Annotated in this window: 16 protein-coding genes; 2 read left to right on the top strand and 14 right to left on the bottom strand. The window is 43.4% G+C overall.

The genetic code is table 11. The features are described 5' to 3' along the window. Positions 1–37: 37 nt before the first annotated feature. From ACOOE0_RS00400 to ACOOE0_RS00460, 13 genes are all read right to left on the bottom strand, one after another. A complete protein-coding gene (locus ACOOE0_RS00400) occupies positions 38–1,792 on the bottom strand; it encodes a RagB/SusD family nutrient uptake outer membrane protein (protein WP_420400520.1) in 1,755 nt (584 codons plus the stop codon). A gap of 18 nt (positions 1,793–1,810) precedes the next feature. After that, the gene (locus ACOOE0_RS00405) at positions 1,811–5,146 is read right to left on the bottom strand and encodes a TonB-dependent receptor (RefSeq protein ID WP_420400521.1); all 3,336 of its coding nucleotides are present in this window, start codon (positions 5,144–5,146) and stop codon (positions 1,811–1,813) included. A gap of 142 nt (positions 5,147–5,288) precedes the next feature. Further along, positions 5,289–6,452 carry a FecR family protein gene (locus ACOOE0_RS00410; RefSeq protein WP_420400522.1) on the bottom strand — a complete coding sequence of 388 codons (1,164 nt, stop codon included), beginning with the start codon at positions 6,450–6,452 and terminating at the stop codon, positions 5,289–5,291. 49 nt (positions 6,453–6,501) lie between these two features. Continuing rightward, on the bottom strand, positions 6,502–7,101 hold the full coding sequence (locus ACOOE0_RS00415; RefSeq protein ID WP_420400523.1) for an RNA polymerase sigma-70 factor: 600 nt from the start codon (positions 7,099–7,101) through the stop codon (positions 6,502–6,504). Positions 7,102–7,345: 244 nt separating this feature from the next. Further along, on the bottom strand, positions 7,346–8,350 hold the full coding sequence (iolG, locus tag ACOOE0_RS00420; RefSeq protein WP_420400524.1) for an inositol 2-dehydrogenase: 1,005 nt from the start codon (positions 8,348–8,350) through the stop codon (positions 7,346–7,348). Continuing rightward, on the bottom strand, positions 8,350–9,255 hold the full coding sequence (locus ACOOE0_RS00425; RefSeq protein ID WP_420400525.1) for a TIM barrel protein: 906 nt from the start codon (positions 9,253–9,255) through the stop codon (positions 8,350–8,352). The genes iolG and ACOOE0_RS00425 overlap by 1 nt, the downstream gene beginning before the upstream one ends. An 11-nt stretch (positions 9,256–9,266) precedes the next feature. After that, on the bottom strand, positions 9,267–10,745 hold the full coding sequence (locus tag ACOOE0_RS00430; RefSeq protein WP_420400526.1) for a CoA-acylating methylmalonate-semialdehyde dehydrogenase: 1,479 nt from the start codon (positions 10,743–10,745) through the stop codon (positions 9,267–9,269). A gap of 45 nt (positions 10,746–10,790) precedes the next feature. Further along, the gene (locus ACOOE0_RS00435; protein ID WP_420400527.1) at positions 10,791–12,386 is read right to left on the bottom strand and encodes a solute:sodium symporter family transporter; all 1,596 of its coding nucleotides are present in this window, start codon (positions 12,384–12,386) and stop codon (positions 10,791–10,793) included. 21 nt (positions 12,387–12,407) lie between these two features. Continuing rightward, the gene (iolD, locus tag ACOOE0_RS00440) at positions 12,408–14,267 is read right to left on the bottom strand and encodes a 3D-(3,5/4)-trihydroxycyclohexane-1,2-dione acylhydrolase (decyclizing) (RefSeq protein WP_420400528.1); all 1,860 of its coding nucleotides are present in this window, start codon (positions 14,265–14,267) and stop codon (positions 12,408–12,410) included. Between the two features lie 10 nt (positions 14,268–14,277). After that, positions 14,278–15,291, bottom strand: a complete 1,014-nt coding sequence (iolC, locus tag ACOOE0_RS00445) for a 5-dehydro-2-deoxygluconokinase (RefSeq protein WP_420400529.1) — start codon at positions 15,289–15,291, stop codon at positions 14,278–14,280. A 4-nt stretch (positions 15,292–15,295) separates the two neighbouring features. Then, entirely contained in the window at positions 15,296–16,171 is an 876-nt protein-coding gene (gene iolB / locus ACOOE0_RS00450; protein WP_420400530.1) for a 5-deoxy-glucuronate isomerase, read from the bottom strand. Continuing rightward, on the bottom strand, positions 16,171–17,124 hold the full coding sequence (locus ACOOE0_RS00455; RefSeq protein ID WP_420400531.1) for a class II fructose-bisphosphate aldolase: 954 nt from the start codon (positions 17,122–17,124) through the stop codon (positions 16,171–16,173). The genes iolB and ACOOE0_RS00455 overlap by 1 nt, the downstream gene beginning before the upstream one ends. A gap of 143 nt (positions 17,125–17,267) precedes the next feature. Then, on the bottom strand, positions 17,268–18,299 hold the full coding sequence (locus ACOOE0_RS00460; RefSeq protein ID WP_420400532.1) for a LacI family DNA-binding transcriptional regulator: 1,032 nt from the start codon (positions 18,297–18,299) through the stop codon (positions 17,268–17,270). A 111-nt stretch (positions 18,300–18,410) separates the two neighbouring features. Between ACOOE0_RS00460 and ACOOE0_RS00465 the strand changes: the two genes are divergently transcribed. Beyond that, on the top strand, positions 18,411–19,055 hold the full coding sequence (locus ACOOE0_RS00465; protein WP_420400533.1) for an HAD-IA family hydrolase: 645 nt from the start codon (positions 18,411–18,413) through the stop codon (positions 19,053–19,055). Between the two features lie 251 nt (positions 19,056–19,306). Here the strand turns inward: ACOOE0_RS00465 and ACOOE0_RS00470 are convergent, their stop codons facing one another. Then, positions 19,307–19,852, bottom strand: coding sequence for a PepSY-associated TM helix domain-containing protein (locus tag ACOOE0_RS00470; RefSeq protein WP_420400534.1), 546 nt, complete (start codon positions 19,850–19,852; stop codon positions 19,307–19,309). A 141-nt stretch (positions 19,853–19,993) separates the two neighbouring features. On the opposite strand from ACOOE0_RS00470, the gene ACOOE0_RS00475 reads away from it, so the two are divergent. Next, the gene (locus tag ACOOE0_RS00475) at positions 19,994–21,196 is read left to right on the top strand and encodes a serine hydrolase domain-containing protein (protein ID WP_420400535.1); all 1,203 of its coding nucleotides are present in this window, start codon (positions 19,994–19,996) and stop codon (positions 21,194–21,196) included. Positions 21,197–21,198: the final 2 nt, after the last annotated feature.

The following is a 21,198-nucleotide window of genomic DNA, read 5'->3' on the forward strand; positions in this document are numbered from 1 at the left end:
AATTAACTCAAACTAACTCAAACTCAACTTGTGTATATCAATACCCTTGGTTCTGTTCCAAGAATCCTTCTATTCCTGAAGCGGCATCAATGGCGCTTTGTGGTATTGGGAATAATCTTTTGTTGGCATCGCTATCCGTTTTGTCTGTCCATGGATCTTCATATTTTCCAAAACGAATTTGATCTCCCCTCCTAAAACCTTCCCAGTACAGTTCAAATCCACGCTCCCTAAAAAGAATGTCAGCATCAATGGAAGCTAAACCTTCTGGAGTTTGCGCTGGACGGGCGGTTCTTGAAGTTCTTACGGTATTTACATCGGCCAGAGCACCAGCGGAATCCCCATTTCTAAGTTTGGCCTCGGCCCTCATTAAATAGATTTCGGCCAAACGCATGAGGACAAGATCCACACTGCTAAAATTGTTTCCATTGGGAGAGGTGCGGCTAAACTGATACTTGGAAACACGGTATCCTGTATTGTGCAAAGATCCCTCCGTAGTGAAGTTTACATCCAAGACATGGTCCACATAGCCTACATCCCTATCAGGACCATTACCCTTTCTTTGTTGGATGGGGCCAATCCTTACACCATCATCACAGGTCAAGAATGAACCATCATCTCCTTTTCTAGGCCCCCATTGGATTCCCCTTAAAATACCCCGATCCATTTCAAATGCATTGGGATCGATACAGTAGTAGCTATTGTCCGTTTCCGTAGCCAACAAGGGTTCTCTTCCTTCCAAATCCATCAACTGGGCATCAGGAACCATATTGTTCCTTTGATAAAATCTGGCATCGGCTTCTGCAGGGTCAACTGCTCCATAAGCATCCACCCAAGTTTGGTAAAAATCCACGGTGATTGCAGGCCCATCCGTACCATCGGCACTAGGGAATTCGGGTCTTGGGAACATGGATCCGGCAATGGACCAATAGGCCCAACGGCTGTGCTCCCTTCTTAACTGCCCCCTTTGATCCAAGGCAAAGATCAGTTCGTTATTGCTGTTGTTATCGTCGTTGAACAATTCAAAATATTCTGCTGACAAACTAAATCCTCCTGAATTAATGATGTTGTCCGTATAGCTGATCACAGCGTTCATGTCCTCCGTAGTGAAATTAGGAGTGCCATATGGGTCACGGTATACAGCAGCGTTCAGATGCAATCGTGCTAAAAAGCCCCAAACCGCGGCCTGGGTAATTCTACCTGGACCTCTATTGGTGTTAATGACGTCCACAACGGACATGAGTTCCGCCTCAATATAGTCCACCGCTTCCTGGCCACGGAGCACCTCGGACAATTCCGCAGAGGACTCTTTCCGGAGCACCAAGCCCCAGCTATCCAATAACAACATATTCAGATACCCTCTCAAGGCAATCATTTCATACAGTGCCCCTTGGGCTTCGGAGTCCCCATTTTCTGCAAGTGGTCTCAACACCTCAATGGCCGCCAATGTTCTGGAAATATTGGTTGTCAGTTCGTTCCAGCTATCCCCAACCAAATCGTTTGTTGGCGTGATGGCATGGGTATGGGTGGCTATAAACTTACCTCCATCAAACCAATCCGTTCCTCCACGAAAGGGTAAAACGGCCTCATCTGAAGCGATTAATTGAAGTCCATAATAATTGGTGTGCCTCCATGTCCAGGAAACATACCCGTAAGCTGGCGCAATGGCACCGCTCACAATTTCCGCCTGACCTCCAAATTCAGACTCATCCAGTCTTTCTTCTTCCAAATCGGTACAATTCCAATTTAGCAAGGCGCTTAACGTAATGGCTATATATAAAATTCTATTTTTCATCTTTTCAACAATTTTTTATTAAAATGACACATTTAATCCCAACAGCAACGTTCTGGGCGAGGGATAGGTAAACCTATCAATACCAAAGGTTTGAATCCCGTCCAACGTATTCCCTGAGTTAAGCTCTGGATCAAAACCGGAATAATCCGTAATTACGAAGAGATTTTGGCCAGTTAACGTAAAGCGTATATCCTTTACCAATTCATCAAGCCCCAGTTTTTCGGGGGCCAGGTTGTAACCCAAGGTAGCATTGTTCAATCTTAGGAAACTCCCGTCTTCCAAATATCTAGTGGAAACTTCGTTGGAATTGCTAAGGTCCTCATTCGGAAACTGAACGGCAAAAGCTGTCGTATTCAAGTTTCTACTAAGTTGACTACTGGAAAAGATGGTCATGGCGGTATGGTTGTAAATCTTGTTACCAGATACCCCATTGAAGTTGAACCCTAAATCCAAGTTTTTATAATTAAAATTGAGATAGAATGCGTAGATAATGTCCGGTAAGGCACTCCCAACCGCCAATCTATCATTATCCAAGGATACACCATCCCCGTTAATGTCCCTAAACTGGTTTAACCCATCGTCTCCAATTCCAATGAAGTCCTTCATATAGAAGGTTCCAACCGGTTCACCATTTATATAACCGTTGATAGTAGCTCCAGTTTGGCCCGCACCTACGGCCCCACCCGTGGTCAACACTTCAAAAGGAGAGTTTTCAACCTTGTTATTGGTATACGAAATATTACCGCCAATGTTGTATGTGAAATCCTCGCTGAAACTGCCTCTGTAATCCAAGGAAAGTTCAACACCATTATTGATGATTTCCATCTCTGGAATATTGGTCCAGATTTTTTCGGTAGGTTGAATTGGGTCGGTACGGTTTGCAAAAAGTACCACATCGGTTACCACCTTGTTAAAGTAATCCAATGTACCGGTCACCTTGTTGCCAAAAAGCCCAAAGTCCAAACCAATGTTTGTTTGGGTCGAGACTTCCCATTTTAGATCAGGGAATGCCGTACGAACGGGCACAGTTCCAAAAGGATAGTCATCCAGGGTAACTTCGTCGCCATCCAAAGGATAGGTGTCATTTTCTGTCCTGGAGTCCACAAAACTTGCCAAACTCACGTTGCTAGGAATACCATCCTGATTTCCCGTTTGTCCCCAACTGGCCCGGAGTTTCAAATTGTTAAAAACACCGTTCCCGTCCATAAAATCCTCGCGGGTAATGTTCCAGCCCAACGCCACGGAAGGAAAGTATCCATACTTATTGTTCTCCCCAAATCTTGAAGAGCCATCCGCACGCATGGTGGCTGTCAATAAATACTTATCCGCATAGGTATAATTCAATCGAACAAAGAAAGACTGCAACTCGGCCTTAAAGGCTACCGAATTCAACGTTGTTGGAAAAATATCTGTACTGATTTGATCCTGATACCTTGGTTCAATACCATTATCCGCAAAGCCCTCCAATCCGAAACTTTTTTGTTCCAGTTTGGTTTCTTGATAGGAGTGAGCCGCCAATACGGTGACATTATGCTTATCATTGTTGTAGTTATAGGTCAATGTATTCTCTATCAAGGTATTGGTGTTAATCGTAGCCGATGTTGTTAGAAAACCATTCTCCGAACCTTCCAACAAGGCAAATGGGGTTTGCTGCACATCCCTATTGGTAGAAGAATAATCCACCCCAAGATTCAGTTTATAGGTCAATCCCTTAATAATTTCATAAGATGGAGCAATATTGGCCAAAATTCGGTTACTGTTGGCTCGATCTGCAAAAATTCGGTTTCTAAGAATTGGGTTTAAACGTTCGTCCAGAAAAGTGGGCTCGCCATTGGTAAAAACCGGAATAGTTGGATTCAATTCCAACATGTCCCTGACAATTGCCCTATCATCCGGTCGGTCGTTCACCGTTCTAGAGGCGGTTAGATTAAAAGCTACATTAAAACGTCCATCCAAGGCTTTTTGGGTCAGGTTAACCCTCCCTGAATATCTGGTTAAAGAACTATTGTTCAAAGTACCTTCTTGATCGTCCACCCCTGCAGACACAAAGTAGGAAGATTGGTTGGCAACACCACCGCTCATAGACAGGTTGATGTTTTTGGAAATCCCTGTCCTTGTCAACTCATCCTGCCAATCCGTATTGGCTCCTTGATCATCCAGGATACCACCAACGGCAACCACTTGCTCCCTAAATTGATTGGCACTGAAAACGTCCATTGGGTTTGCTATGGTAGACATGGCGGTTGAAACCGAAAGATTGATTTCCGATTTGCCACCCTGGCCTTTTTTAGTGGTGATAACGATTACCCCATTGGCAGCCCTTGCTCCGTAGATGGCCGCAGCGGATGCATCTTTCAAAACATCAATGGACTCAATATCCTGCGGGTTGATAAAGTTTAAAGGATTGGCTCCCGCGGCTACCCCAATTCCAGAATTGTCAATGATAAAACCATCAACAACAAACAAAGGCGTTGTACCCGATCTTAAACTTCCAACACCTCTAATGATAATATTCTGCGCTGCACCTGGTTCCCCACTAACACTGGTTACATTTACACCAGCCATTTTTCCTTGTAACAATTGCCCTGGATTGGCAACAACCCCCTTATTGAAGTTCTCGCTTTTTACCGAGGCAATGGCACCAGTAATGTCCGACTTTCGTTGAACCCCGTAACCTACCACGACAATGTCATCCAATTGGGTAGCGTCCGGTGCCAACTGTATTCTAATGGTGGATTGCCCTTGAACGGCAACATCCTTGGTGGCATATCCGATATAAGAAATTTGAAGAACTGCATCTTGGGCCACCTCAATGGAAAAATTCCCATCAAAATCGGATTGCACCCCGTTGGTGGTTCCCTTCTCCAAAATATTGGCTCCGGGTAAAGGTTGTCCCGTTTCGTCCACTACCTGTCCGCTGACCGCAAACTGCACGGTCTTTTCCTCAACGGGGACGGGTGCTTTCTCTTCCGGTTGGATAGTTTCTTCGACATCCCTTTTTCTTAATACGATTTGTTTCCCGTATACTTCAAAAATTACATCGGTATCTTTCAAAAGCCTTTCCAAAATTGTGGAAACCTTTTTTTTATTGGCCTTAACGCTGACCAATTTGGTATAGTTCACCTCTCTGTCATTGTACAGAAACTTAAATTCCGTCATGGATTCTATTCTGTCCAATGCTTTTTCCAGACTAATGCTTTCCACATTTAATGTAATCTTGGTCTTTTGCGCGTAAGATTCATTAGCATGGATTTGAAACAAAGCAACTATCAATAAAAAAGTAGTGAGTTTCATTTTGAGGTCGAATTTTAGTCTAAAGGGACGCACGTTCCCTAGCTTGATTCGTTTTTTCATATTTTTATCAATGTATTGTGTGGTTAATTAATTTAATCACCTTTCCAATCGGGGAATGCTGGCCCATTTCCCGGTTTTTTTGTTTTTACAAGTGTGATTAGGTTAACTTGTTTGGTATTGTGTTGTTCTTTCTACCGTTGGTTTAATTCATAGGCGTTTCGTTTGAGTTGATTACTAGTTGTTTGATTTCGTTGAATTGATAGTTTATCGGATATGTCTTGCTGAACGTAGCCAATACTTCTTCTATGGTTTCAATATCAAAACTGGCCGTAAACACTTCATCGTCCAGTAGCTGATTATTGTTGATTATTTCCACATTGTAGTGGCGTTCCAGTTTTTTGACGATGTTTTTAAATGGAGTGTGACGAAAAACTATTTTACCATTGATCCAAGCCGTGTGAAGCGAAATATCGGCCTCATCAACCGTAACCTCGCCATTCCTTTTTTCCAAAGAAGCTTTAAAGCCTGGTTCCAACTGGGTGTTGGTCTTCATATTTTGTTCTTCATCCACAGGTGAAATTTGAACGGAACCTTCTACCAAAACCGTGTTGACCATCGTATCTTCCGGATAAGATGAAACATTGAACTTGGTGCCCAGTACTGTGATGTTCATCTGATCCGCATTCACCACAAATTGATGTTCCGCATCATGAGCTACATCAAAAAAGGCTTCCCCAATCAAAAAAACCTCTCTATTACCCTCTTTAAGGAATTTCACGGGATATTTTATGGAACTTCCTGCATTCAATGTCACTTTGGTTCCATCGGAAAGTTGCAAGTCAAAGGTCTTTCCATAGGGCACTGTAAGTGTATTGTATACCAATTCTTCCAATTCTGATGTGTTGTCATAGACCAGTTTGGATCCGGACTGTGCCCCCACTATATTTCCTTGTTTGTCCAAGACTTTTGCGGTTCCATCTTCGGAAATGACCATGATATTGTTATCCCCGGTTTCGAGCGTTATGGCATTCTCGGGTATCGGAACGGGTTCATTATCATTCAAGTTGGCGGTGTACAGAATATAGCCGGTCCCCAGCACAAAAATGATGGAAGCTGCATATTTCAACAAGGATCTAAGTCCTTGAATCCTCTTGAGTTTTTGAGCCTTTTTGCTGAATGTTTGGTATTCCCTTCCAACCTCAACCTCATCCGAAGTTTGGTCAAAAGTGGCCGCAATAAATTGGGATTTCAGCAGGTTGTACTTTTTTGCATTCCGATCGGAGGAAATTATCCAATCTTCAACTTGCTTGGCTTCTTCAGTTGAAGCATCTCCTTTGATGTATTTTAGAATTTCTTCGGTGCTCATAAAAATCGCCTATATATTAAAGACGATTCAACCGTGAAGTATACCTAGTCTATTTGAGAAGAATTATGAAAATAAGGGACAAAAATTCCCTTAAATGAAGCCTCATATGCCTTAAGGCATTGGCAATGTGATTGTCCACGGTTCTTTTCGAAATGCCCATCAATTTGGCTATCTCGTGGTGTTTTAAGCCTTCCATTCTACTTTTTACGAAGACTTTTTTACATTTTTCGGGAAGTAAATCCAACCCTTGGATTATTTTTCGCTCCAATTCATTTTTCAAGAGTAGGGATGCTGCTTCATCCTTTAAAAACTGGTATTGAATCATCCTTTTTTTATGCTGACGTAGGTCAAAATAATTGTTTTTGACTTTTTGATGTTTCAAATGATCCAAGCAGGCATTTTTGGTCATCGCATAAAGATACCCGTTCAAATTGGTGCACTCTTCCAGCTTTGATCTATACTCCCAAATCTTCAGAAAAGTATTCTGGACCACTCCCTCAGCATCTTCATGACTATCCAAGTACCCCTTGGCAATGTGAAAGAGCTTGTCATAGTACAATCGAAACAAGGTTTCAAAAGCCCTATTATCCCCCTTCCTTAGAAGAAGGATAAAAGAATTTGCATTGATATTTATGCTGCGACTTTCCAAAAAAACCAGTTTGTTCCAGTTCTATATTGTTTCAACAAATCAGTTGTTAAACCAGTCTCTGATTTAGCCTGATTGAGCTGTAAAACTACCTTTCCAATTACTACTTTAAGTAACCAAAAAGTTATCTGTTCGGACTTAATATTACTATACCATCAATTACATCTTATCAAAGTTCCATTTTCATATCATTGAACTTTTACGGCACTATTATTATTCACATTGATCTCCGCTAAAAACAATTATATTATTTTATTTCTTCCAGTTTCACAGGTCTATTTTCTTGCAACGACTTTTTAGCTGCCAGACCAATCTTCAAGGACAATAATCCATCCTCACCCCCTACTGGGATATCGCAATCGCCAGTAAGGGCATCCACAAAACTTTGCATTTCCGTTTTATAGGCTTGCGCATAGCGCTCCAAGAAAAAATGTAGGGGCAATGCGCCATGAATCCCATCCTTGTTGTACAACCTATGGTTGTTCAGCAAATTATTGTTGCCTTGCACCATTCCTTCGGACCCAAAAACTTCTACACGTTGGTCATATCCATATGCGGCCTCTCGGCTGTTGTCAATGACCGCCATGGTGCCATCTGCATAGGTAAGGGTGACTATGGCAGTGTCAATGTCTCCTGCTTTTCCAATGGCTTCATCCACCAGGACAGCCCCTTTTGCATAAACCTCCTTCACTTCCTTCCCAACAACAAAGCGCGCCATATCAAAATCGTGAATGGTCATATCCAAGAAAAGGCCTCCAGATTGTTCTATGTAGGAGACTGGGGGAGCCCCTGGATCACGGCTCGTTATTTTAACCAAATGTGGCTCTCCCACCTGACCGCTCTTTACAGAGTCCTTCACTTTTGTAAATTCTGGATCAAACCTTCGGTTAAATCCAATCATAAGATTAACCTTCGTTTTTTCCACTATTTCCAGGACATCCACAACACGTTTGAGGTCCAAATCAAGTGGTTTTTCACAAAAAACATGTTTCCCGGCAATGGCTGCCTTCTCTACATAATCTGCATGGGTATCTGTTGGGGTGCAAATGATGATGGCATCCACTTCTGGGTATCCCAACAAGTCTTCATAGTTAGCTACCGTTGGAATGCCTAAATCCTTCGCGTATTGCATCGATTCTTTTTGCGGGTCCGTAACCGCAACAACCTTCACATTATCCATGTGCAGCAAGTTGTCCAAATGTATCTTGCCGATACGACCCAGTCCAGCGACTGCAAATCTCAATTTCTCCATTATAAACCCAGTGTTTTTATATAATCCCTATTGGCCTGCGCACAGGCTTTTGGATGTCCCATTCCAGGAAGGATATCCTGCTCCACAACAATCCAATCGGAATACCCCATTTCATTTAAATGATCTACTATTTCTTTGAAATCAACCGCGCCATCACCAAGCTTGCAGAACACCCCTCTTTTTATGGCATCGAAATAATCCCCTTGACCTTCCTTTGACAATTGAGCTATTTCGGGATCAAAATCCTTGAAATGCACATGCCAGATTCGGTTGGCATACTTCTTCAAAGCCTCCATGGGATTTCCTCCGCCAAACGCATAATGACCCATATCAAGGCATAGACCCAGTAGTTCAGGATCCGTCAATGACATGAGTTTATCTATTTCTTCCGGAGTTTCGATATAGCCTGCACAATGATGATGGAAAACCGTTCGGATTCCAAAGGTGTCTTTCACTATTTTGGCAATATTATTGGCTCCCTTGGCATAGTGTTCCCATTGCTCCTCCGTAAGCCCCATTTGTGGGGAGATTCTTCCCGCATTTTTAGTGCGCTCAGGTACGGTTCCATTGTCATCCGCCAAAACGATGAACGCATTTTTATAACCCGCCTGATACATGAGTTCGGCGGTTTTCAAGGCCGTTGTTATCCCTTGCTCATGTTTGGTAGGATCAGCCAAAGCCACGGGTACAAAGGCACCCAACAATTGCAATCCGCGCTTGTCCACTTCTTGCCGCAACAAACTTGGGGTGGTTGGCATATAACCCCAATCCCCCAGTTCAGTTCCTACATAACCGGTCTCCTTGATTTCATCCAAAACCTGTTCAAAACCAATCTCTTCGGATTTTTCTTCCAAATCGAATTCCAAGGCGCCCCACGAGCATGGAGCATTTGCAATCTTGATCATTCTTAACGGTTTTAAAATTTACGACTCCAGTTCTTTGGCCAGCGTTCTATGACCACCTTGGTCTGCGTAAAGAACTCAATGGCATGTCTCCCCTGTCCGTGCAGGTCCCCAAAGAAAGATTCCTTCCATCCGGAAAATGGGAATTGTGCTACCGGGGCGGCAACACCAATGTTGACACCAACATTCCCAGCCATCACTTCGCTCCTGAATTTTCGAGCGGCCAGTCCATCCCTGGTGAATATACAGGCCATATTTCCATACCGCCCTTGGTTAATAAAATCAATGGTTTGGTCCAACTCATCAAAATTCACCAAGCTCATTACGGGACCAAAAATTTCTGTATTGATAATTTCTCCTTGCAAAGGCACCCCTTCCAAGATGGTCGGCGCTACGAAATTCCCTTTTTCATATCCCGATATTTTGGCATTCCTACCATCCAACAAAAGGTTCCCCCCTTCATCCTGTCCTTTTTGAATCAATCCTTCAATTCTTTGTTTGCTCTCCGGGGTAATTACGGGGCCCATTTCTACTCCTGATTCCAATCCATAACCTACATTTCTAGATTTAGCTGCTTCTACCAAAGCTTCGGTAAATTGTCGTTTGTTATCCCCTGTTGGAATGATCACGGAGGCTGCCAAACAGCGCTGACCCGCACATCCATATACAGAATCAATGATAATTTGCGTGGTCATTTCCACATCGGCATCTGGCATGATCACCACTGGATTTTTAGCTCCACCTTGGGCTTGCACCCGCTTGCCGTATTTGGTTCCTTCGGAATAAATGTACTTGGCCACGTTAGTAGACCCCACAAAACTTATGGCCTTGACCTTGGGATGCTGCAACATGGCATCCACAGCATCTTTTCCACCATGCACCAAGCTTAACAGTCCCTTGGGCAAATCCAATTTTTCATCGATAAGTTCGAAGACATACTGCATGGTCATCGGTACCTTTTCGGAAGGTTTGATGACAAAGGCATTGCCAGTGGCTATGGCATAGGGCAAAAACCAGAAAGGAATCATCCCCGGAAAGTTGAATGGGGTAATACAACCACAAACTCCCAAGGGTTGCCTGATCATAAACTCATCAATTCCATTGGCAATGTTTTCCGAAAACTCGGATTGTGCCATCACATAGGTACCACAGGCAACTTCCACATTTTCAATGGCCCGTTGCAGTTCCCCCAAAGATTCCGCATAGGTCTTTCCACATTCATTGGTAATCAACTTAGCGATCTCCTCCCTATGATCTTCTAAAAGAGTCTTTAGTTTGAAAAGCGGTTGTACCCTTCTCATCGTAGGGACATCCTTCCATTCCAAATAGGCTTGATGCGCCTTTTCAATGGCGTTTTGCATGTCTTGGGCAGTATCATTGCCAAAAGGCACGGTTGCCAGGACTTCCTGATTGGCAGGATTCAACACATCAATGGTCTGTTTTGATACGCTTTCGGTCCAAACGCCGTCTATATAATTCTTTAAAGTGTTCATTGTAAAACTTAAATACGATTTGTTTTTATTCTTGTAATGTTAGGGTCAACTGTTACCAAGTAGGATATAGATCAACACGGTTACCACGCATAAGGCAATGGACATGGGCTTGGTATATTTCCAAGTCACCAAATCAACTGCACCTACATCCGTTACTTCGTACATATTTTTTCTTGGGCTGAAATGGGAAACGGCATACATGATGATCACGTTCAACACAAACTCGATTCCCCAGAGATGTATAAAATGAATGCCATGGGACGTATAACCCCAGGACATGAAAATGTAAAAGAACAGACCAAAAATGAGCGCCACCTTGGCTCCCAATGCTGACACCTTTTTCATAAAGAAACCTGCCAACAAAATGGAAGCAATCGGGATAAAGAAAATCCCATTCAATTGCTGCAATAATTGGTAAAGTCCATCTGAGGCATTGGCCACCATTGGGGCAGTAAAAATGGCCGCGATGGCCAAAACTGCAGAGGTAATCTTTCCTACACGTACCATGCTGGTATCCGAGGCTTTTTTATCGATATGTCTTTTATAGATTCCAACACTGAACAGGGTGGCAATAGAATTCAACACGGAATTGAAGGTGCTCAATACCGCCCCCATAATCACAGCAGCAAAGAACCCGATCATCCATACTGGGAGCACTTTTTTTACCAATTCTGGATATACTGCATCCTGATTATCAAAGAAGGAATCCTGAAAATAGTAGTAGCAAATGACGCCTGGAAGAATGATGACCAAAGGAATCAGTATTTTAAAAAGTCCTGTCAACAGCAGTCCTTTTTGGGCCTCCTTCAAATTTTTGGCTCCCAATGCCCGCTGGATAATGGTCTGGTTCATTCCCCAGAAATACAGTTGGTTGATGATTAATCCCGTAAAGAGCACTTCAAAAGGCATCACCGAATCTGCCTCTCCGATCACATTGAACTTTTCTGGTGCAAACTCGTATACCTTGACCAATCCATCCACAATGTTGCTATCCCCAATGGCCCACAGGGCAAAAATGGGAATCAACATGCCTCCTATCAATAAACCAATCCCGTTTATGGTGTCCGAATAAGCTACTGCTTTCAATCCTCCAAATATGGCATAAATGGAACCTATGGCACCTATGGCAACTACCGTAATCCACAATCCTTTGGTTTTGCTTACCCCAAGAACATCTGAAATCCCAAACAAGCTTTCAATCCCAATAGCACCAGAGTACAGCACTATAGGTAAGAGTGTCACCACCATAGATAGAATCAAGATCAAGGCCACCAAGGTTCTTGTGGTACCGTCAAAGCGATTTTCCAAAAATTGGGGGATTGTGGTCAAGCCCATTTTTAGATACTTGGGAATAAAAATCACCGCCGCTATGACCAAGGCAATTGAGGATGTCACTTCCCAGGCAATAACAATAAAACCATTGACATAGGAATTCCCGTTCATCCCAATCAAGTGTTCGGATGAAATGTTGGTCAACAACATGGATCCCGCGATGACCACACCAGTTAAGCTTCTTCCTCCCAGAAAATACCCTGTTGAAGAGTTTAAATTGGTTTTTCTAAGATTGTACCAAGTAAAAAAGGCAACTCCCCCGGTAAAAAGCAGGAAGGAAAGAAGCGTAATGGCTAGATTGGCATCCATAGGGTTGGTTGTTGGTGGTTATTAGAGGTAATACTTTTGTGTCTTTTGATTTTCTCCATAGGTCTTTAAGGACTCCTTTACTGCCTGTTTTTCAGACACCTGTGCAATAGGCACATCCCACCATGCAAATCCTGGAACAGCTTTTTTGCGGTCCACCTCAATATAGATGAAGGTGGTTCGGTCTATGGTCTTGGCCTCTTTCAGAGCTGCCCTCAACTCACTTACATTTGCGGCCGTCATTACATGGGCTCCCATACTGGCGGCATTTGCTGGGTAATCCACGGGCAGTACTTCCCCATCCAGTTGTTGGGTTTGTTCGTTTCGATATCGGTAATAAGTACCAAATCCTTCACTTCCCACGGAACTGGACAAGCTACCAATACTGGAATAGCCATCGTTGTTCAGCATTACTATGGTCAGTTTTTGTTTTTCCTGAATGGCGGTCACTATTTCCTGGGCCATCATCAGATAGCTGCCATCCCCTACCATGATATAGACCTCCCCATCGGGATTGGCCATTTTAGCACCCAAACCTCCAGCAATTTCATAGCCCATGCAGGAATAACCATATTCCAGATGAAAACCTTTGGGGTGTGATGTCCTCCATAACTTATGCAGGTCACCCGGTAAGCTTCCTGCGGCACATAGGACTATATCTTTATCCGTGGCCACATCATTTACCGCTCCAATCACCTCTCCTTGAAAGGCAGGGGATTCATTTTTCTCTGTATAAATTTCCGCAACAAAATCATCCCAACTTTTATTGAATTTTTCCACCTTGTTGGCGTAAGCGGAATCCACTTGAAAATCCGAAAGTGCCTTGTCCAAAGCTTCCAAGACGGATTTCGCATCTCCCGTCAACGGAATGGCCCCATGCTTGAAGGAATCAAACTCAGTTATGTTGATATTGATGAACTGAACATGTGGATTTTGAAATGCCGATTTTGAAATGGTGGTAAAATCGCTATATCTGGTACCAATCCCAATGACCACATCGGCTTCTTTCGCTATCTCATTGGCACCTGGGGTTCCCGTAACACCCATAGCCCCCAAATTTTGAGGTTCATCATAAGTCAAAGATCCTTTCCCTCCATAGGTTTCAGCAACTGGGATGCCGGTTCGGTTTACAAAACTCTTCAGAGCGGTTGTGGCGCCACTATAAATAGTGCCTCCTCCTGCTATGATTATAGGGCGCTTGCTTTCCCGAATGTATTGTATGGCCTTCTTCAGTAGTGAAGCATCTGGCATGGGTCTACCAATATGCCACACCTTTTTCTCGAACATGGCTTCTGGAAAATCGAACGCCTCTGCCTGCACATCTTGTGGTATGCTCAGGGTTACCGTTCCTGTATCCGCTGGGGATGTCAACACACGCATAACCTCTGGAAGGGCAGTAATCAATTGTTCCGGTCTATTGATGCGATCCCAATATTTGGAAATGGGTTTAAAACAATCGTTCACCGAAATATCCTGGGTTTGCGAGGACTCCAATTGTTGTAGCACCGGAGCTACTTGTCTGGTTGCAAAAATATCTCCTGGTATCAGTAAAACGGGAATTCTGTTGATGGTAGCACCAGCGGCGGCCGTCAACATATTGGTGGCACCGGGCCCTATGGAGGTGGTACAAACAAACGTTTGAAGCCGATTTTTGACCTTGGCATAGGCTGCCGCAGTATGCACCATGGCCTGCTCGTTTCGAGCCACATAAAAGGGAAAATCCAGATTTTGGTGCAATGCCTGTCCCACTCCCGCCACGTTTCCATGGCCAAAGATGCCCAGACAACCTGCAAAAAATTTATTTTGCACCCCATCCCGTTCCACATATTGGTTCTTCAGATATTCGATGGTAGCTTGGGCTACCGTAAGCCTTTTAGTTTTCATATTTTCAATATTAAAACCCTCCTTTATCCTCAATAAACTTTAGGGATTCCTCCAAAGTGGGCATAAAATTGGCACAACCATTTTTGGTTACCACCTGTGCCCCACTGGCATTTCCCATTCGGCAAGCCTTGTATAAATCCCATCCCTGTAAGATTCCGTACAAGAAACCTCCAGCAAAAGCATCACCTGCACCCAGAACATTCAAAACCTCCACGGGAAACCCAGGAACATCGGTTCTATTCCCATCGGCACTGTAAATACTGGCACCCGCTTCCCCTCTTTTTACGATTAGGGTTTCAATCCCCGAAGCCAAAAGACGATCGATGGAAACATCGATGTCCCCTTTGATCTCAGGAGCTGAGATTTGCTGATCTTTGATGGTCACTTGCGAAGCATCATCCATGGTCGCGGCCAATATTTCCTCTTCTGTTCCAATGGCAATCTTCACTCTGGGAAGAATGGCTCTTACCGTTAATCCAAAGGCTCGGTAATCGTGCCATTGGTCTGCCCTGAAATCCAAATCCAAAACCACGTCCACATCGTTTTTATTCGCAATTTCAGTTGCGAAAAAAGTGGCACTTCTGCTCGGTTCCACGTTCAAGGCGGTACCATTGATCAACAGGATTCGGTAATTTGGAATATTTGCCCTTTGCACGTCATCAATGTCCACTTGGCTATCTGCGGCGTTGTCCCGATAATACACCAAAGGGAATTTATCTGGAGGCTCTATCCCCAGAACCACGGCGCTACTTCTGGTTCCATTTTTGACAGGGATGCACTCGGTATTTACCTTTTCCCGCTTCAAAAAATCCAGAATAAACTCCCCAACTTTGTCATTTCCCACTGCGGTGAGCAAACTGGCATTGACCCCAAGTCGTGCACAGGCCACTGCAATGTTCAAGGGAGAGCCGCCCACAAAAGCATCAAAGCCCTTAATATCATTAAAGGAGGTACCAATATTTTGGGAGTACAGATCGATGGATGATCGGCCAAATGTGATTACATCAAGTTTTTTATTGGACATGGGATTATTGTTTGTTCATTTCTGCAGTGACCAAAGGCAAACGTTTATCTTTTCCAGACCAGGAATCATAGATCCATTCATGGTCAGGGTCTGTGGTATTTGCCAAACATTGGTCTGTTCCCGCCAAGAAATTCAGGTAATAACAATGAAAGCCATGTTCTGCTACTACCGGGTGGAATCCTTTGGGAATCATGACCACATTGTTGTGCCTTGGTCTCACAATCTCATCTAAAGATCTGTCTTGCGTATACACCTGTTGTATTGCATAGGCTTCAGGTTTTTGAAACTTATAAAAGTAGGTCTCCTCTTGAATGGGCTCCAACACATTCCCTTCATCATCCAAAATCCGTTCATCGTGCTTATGTGCTGGAAAGGAACTCCAGTTACCAGAAGGTGTATAGACTTCCCTCACCACAATCTTGCTGCATCCAAATCCTGGTGGTACCAGATCATTGAATTGTCTGGTAGCGTTGTCGCCTCCAAAAATGACCACTGGGGTATCTTCCGGAGTTACAAATTTGGGCGGAAAGTCTTCATATACAGTGCACCAGCCATAACCAATATCCAGATGATCACTGGTGGCTTCCAAGGTAAATTCGGTGTTTCTGGGCAGATAAAGCGTATGGGCCACCCCGCTAAAAACATCTTTGCGTCCATTGATCGTCTCCCAGCTTCCCTTGTTGCTGCTTACTTTAAAATTTCCACTTAGCAATACGATCACGAGTTCATTTTCGGCGGTGTCCCATTCCCATGTGTCGCCCAAATTCATTTGTCTAGCTTCAAAGCTCAGGTATTCCCAATGAGCCGTTTCCGGGGTGATATGATGGTATACCTTGGAATCTTCTCTCGGTTTTACCAATAAGGGTGATGTTGTACTCATTATATGGTTTTTAATGATTTGATTTGACTTGCCTTTCCCGTGGCGCCCAATAGATCAAACTTCTCCAGCATGAACTTTTCCTGCTCTTCAATATAGGTCTGGCCAGGAATGATCGGATCAAAAAGATCCGGCGAATCTTGAAAGAACTCACGGTGCACGCGAGTCCATAATAGGCGGGTATCCGTAGCAATGTTTATTTTGCATACCCCATACTCTATGGATTTCACAATCTCATTGGAATCAACACCGGCTGCGCCCGCTTTAAGTTGCCCTCCACTTTTGTTGATCCTATCTATTTCTGCAATGTTAACGGCTGATCCGCCGTGAAGAACTATGGGAAAGTTGGGGATTCTATTTTGGATTTCCTTCAATATTTCAAATTGAATTCCTTGTCCTCCAGAAAACTTATAAGCCCCATGGCTTGTACCTACAGCAACGGCCAGACTATCACATTGTGTTCTGTTTACAAATTCCACCACCTCCTCAGGCTGGGTATACTTGGCGTGTTTTTCATCCACGGAAACATCGTCCTCTACCCCACTAAGCACCCCAAGTTCAGCCTCGACAACCACATTGTATTTATGGGCCTTTTCCACCACGGCCTTTGTTCTTTGGACATTGGTTTCAAAATGATCATGGGAGGCATCAATCATCACCGAGTTAAATTGGTTTGACGCTATGGCATCAAAGACATGGGCCTCCGTTCCGTGATCCAGATGGATGGCATAGGTAGCCCTGGGATATATTTTGGCCGCAGCTGAAATCATGGCCAATAACATTTCCGGATGGGCATAATTTCGGGCTACAGGGGTCATTTGCACAATGAACGGGGCATTAGCTTTTTGTCCTGCCCTGAACAAGCCGTGTACCTGTTCCATGGTAAAGACATTAACGGCTGCAATGGCATATTTTCCATAACAGTTTCTATAAAATATCTTAGGTGAAACAAGCATGTTATCAGGCATTTAGACAGCAAAAAAGCTGTAATCGTCTTACTCAAAGCAACAATAAATTATTGGTAATGTGAAGGATTTAGCCGATAAATACTATGCAAAGGTTTGCATAAAAATCACCTTTTTAACGGGATAAAAACTGCCTAAATCTCTTTGGAAGACGCCCTGATAATCAACTCAGGTTTAAACACCTCACATCTAAGTTCTGGTTCTTGTTCTTCTTCCCCCTCCTGAAGTTTGCTTAGCAATATGCGTGCGGATAACATTCCCATGCTATAAACCGGTTGCCAAATTGTAGATAGTGCGGGTGTGAAGTAACTGGAGTGAGGTTCATCATCAAAACCTATTATGGAAACATCCCCAGGTATCTGCAAGCCCATCTTTTTCGCAACATACATGGCAGAGATGGCAATACAGTCGTTCATGGCAAAAATGGCATCGGGCCTGTCTTTTAGATTTAATAATTTTTGAGCTGGTTTTATCCCATCCTCATACGTAAACCCAGAAACATGTATAATATTTTCCTGTTTAACAGGGAATTTATGTTTCTCAAGAGCATCAAGATATCCCTGCAATCTGTGTTTGGTAATGGACAAATCCATCGGACCACTCAAATGCGCGATGTTTTTACAACCAGACTTTATTAGATACTCCACTGCCTGAAAAGCACCATCATAATCGTCAACCAAGACCTTGTCGGCGTCCAATCCCGGGCAATCCCGATCAAAAACAACTAAGGGAATGCCATTTTTTTGGAGCGCCTTAAAGTGATTATATGTTTTGGTAGAGGAGGCCGGGGATACCAATACCCCGTCTATCTGTGTCTTTGCCATTTTCTCGGCTATTGCTATTTCTTCTTGAAAAGACTCGTTGGAGAGACATATGGCAATGTTGTAGCCTGCAGGAGAAAGTACATCCCGAATTCCCGTAATAACCGTGGAAAAAAAATGCCCCGTTATCTCTGGAACAATGACACCAACGGTATACGTTTTCTTTTGCAAGAGTCCCAAGGCCAGTAAGTTGGGTTGGTATTTTAGTTTTTTGGCCAGTTTAACCACGGCCCGTTTGGTCTCCTTGTTTATGGCCGGATGATCCTTTAAGGCCCTGGATACCGTAGACGCGGAGATGTTGAGCGCTTTTGCAATATCCGTTAAGGTAACCCTACTTTTTTTCATGATGGTTTAAAATCGCCGACCAAAATACAAGATACCATAGAATTGTGACAATCTCCAAATGCCCATGTTGATCTCCTACAATTCCCTAGTTTTGGCCAATAATTTCGTTTCATGAAATACAAATGTGTCATTTTTGATTGCGATGGGGTGCTGGTTGACAGTGAAATCATTACCTGCAAAGTACTGGTGACCATGGCTGGGGAATTAGGTCTTGATATCGATTTGGGCTTTACCGTGAAAAACTTCATGGGAAAATCATTGAAACACATTATGGAATACCTAGATACCCAACTTGATGTTCCTCTGCCCTCTAATTTTGAAAAAGATTACAGAGCTAGAACCTTTACCAAATTTGAAGAGGAATTACAGCCTATTGAAGGGGTGCAGGACTTAATTGCACAACTTGATGTTCCCTTTTGTGTAGCTTCCAGCGGACCATTAAACAAGATCAAGACCAATTTGATGATTACCCAGTTGGCAGATAAGTTCACCAATCGGATGTTCAGTTGTTATGAGATCAACAGTTGGAAACCCGAGCCTGACATTTTTTTACATGCCGCCAAAACCATGGGGTTTAAGCCCAGTGAATGTGTGGTTGTGGAGGACAGTTCCGTGGGAGTGCAAGCTGCCTTGGCTGGAGGATTTGATGTTTTTAGATATTCGCACAATAGCAAGGATCAATTCTCCAAGTATGACAAGGTAACACCCTTTACGCATATGGATCAGCTGCTATCTTTATGGTCGGATGAAAATTAGTTTGGATGGTTCGATTGATGGATTGTTCGATTTAGTCCAGGTCCTATCTAAATAGAAAATGGAAAACGGTATTGAGCTGGATGTGGGGTGCTCGAAGTTGGATAATTGGATGCTAGGATTATTCGATTTTTGGTCTTGAGTCAGTCTGAATTAAAAATGGAAAATGGAAAACGACCTGTTCAACCTTGGTCATTGCTAATTGTCAATTGTTCATTGTTCATTGTTCATTGACTAAAAGTGTCAGCAAATAACTAAGCGTACAATATCAAAAACAACAGCGGAAATAAAATTCCGGCAACCGCAAATTTCCAACCTCTACTTTTAAAGCCATTTTTCCCATTGGGAATCAAGATGCCGGTAATGGCGATAAGCAACATTGCGGCCCCAAAAATATCTGAATACCAAATCCAAAAGGAATTGGTGGACTTGTGGAGGAACATGGTATGTCCAATAAAGGGCACCTTTCGCTTATACTCCAAAACCCCCTGGCCCGTTTTTGTGTCCACATCCAAAATCACATTGTCCTTATAGTACACGCGGAGGGTATTATCCCGCACTCGATGCCCGTCGTATTCCACATCCCATTCCGTGGAGAAAGCTTCAATATATTCCTGGGAAATATCTGCTGTATTGGCTTCCAAAGCGATGGAAACTTCTTCACTTTCATAGGTGTAATCCATGGGATACCAATCCTGTCTATGATTCAATATGATGCCTGAGAAGGAAAATGCAATAATCAACCCCACATAGAAGTAGGCAAAATCCCTATGTAAATTTCTATTGGTAAACTTGTACATGAACTATTGTCTTTTAAGTTGAATCGAACGCAAAGTAAGCAATAAACCATCAAAGAAAACTTAGCCATTCATACTCCACACCGTAATTATTTAATATTCTGTATATTGAAACGCATCGATTTTCATTAAAACCCATATCCTATGTTATTGACGGTTAAAAGATTAATTCGTTGGTCTACTTTTATATTGTTTTTGGGAATAATTTCTTGTTCCTCGGGAGGAGATGATACCTCCCCTGACCCGAATTCCAATCCTGACCCGAATCCCAACCCCAATCCAACTCCGGAATTGACCATTGAGGAAAAACTTCAAACCATCATTGATGAAAAAGTGGGTACAGACGCGGATAAACTTGTTGGTGTCTCGGTTTCCATTAGAATTGGTGACCAAGAACATTTGAGCTTGACCGGCGGAATTTCCAAACTGGGGGTTCCTGTTACGGAAAACATGCGATTTGGTGTGGGCAGTATCACCAAAACCGTTGTTGCGGCCACGGTTATGAAACTTGTGGATGAAGGCTTACTGACTTTGGAGGACACTATTGCGGATTGGCTGACACTCACTTCAGACAATGTGGATAGTTCCATTACCATTTATCAGCTCCTTACGCATTCCTCAGGCTTAACGGGCTATATGTATAATGATCTTTGGGCCATGGCAGAGGCGGATTTGGAAACTCCTATTCCACAGGCTACGCTTTTTGGGTTTATCGGTCCTCCAGATGCTGAACCAGGGATTGGTCACAGTTATTCCAATTCCAATTATCTTATTTTGGGTTTGATTATTGAAGCTGCAACCGAAAAGACAGTTGGAGAGGTAATGCGAGAGAAGTTTTGGACTCCCCTAAACCTAAATGCAATCTATTTTGGAACCAATGAACCCATAGAAGGAACTTGGGCCACTCCTTGGCGGGATAGCGATGACGATGGTATTCTGGAAGACATTGAAGCTGACTTTGGTCCAGCATTTCACAGTATTTTCTATTGTGCCGCTGGTGTGTTCTCCACCGCTTCCGACTTATCGCAATGGGCGCAACACCTGTATAATGGTGATGCCGTTTCCCAAGCATCCAGAACCAATATGATGACAGACCATTACGCCATCCCTGATGCCGTGTTTGTGAGCTATGGACTCGGAACCCGCGAGGTGATATTCCATGGCAGGTCTACCTATGGGCATACCGGAGGCATGCGCGGTTATGGAGCTTACATGTTTTTTGACCCCATTAGCAAAGTCAGTATAGCCATGTTAAACAACCAAAGCCGATCCGATGATGGGCCCTTGTTGAGATACGAGTTGGTGAATGAGCTATTGGAAGAGGTCTTTGCCCATTTCAATATTTAATT

The sequence above is a fragment of the Flagellimonas sp. genome (genome assembly GCF_965215805.1).
Classification (GTDB): domain Bacteria; phylum Bacteroidota; class Bacteroidia; order Flavobacteriales; family Flavobacteriaceae; genus Flagellimonas.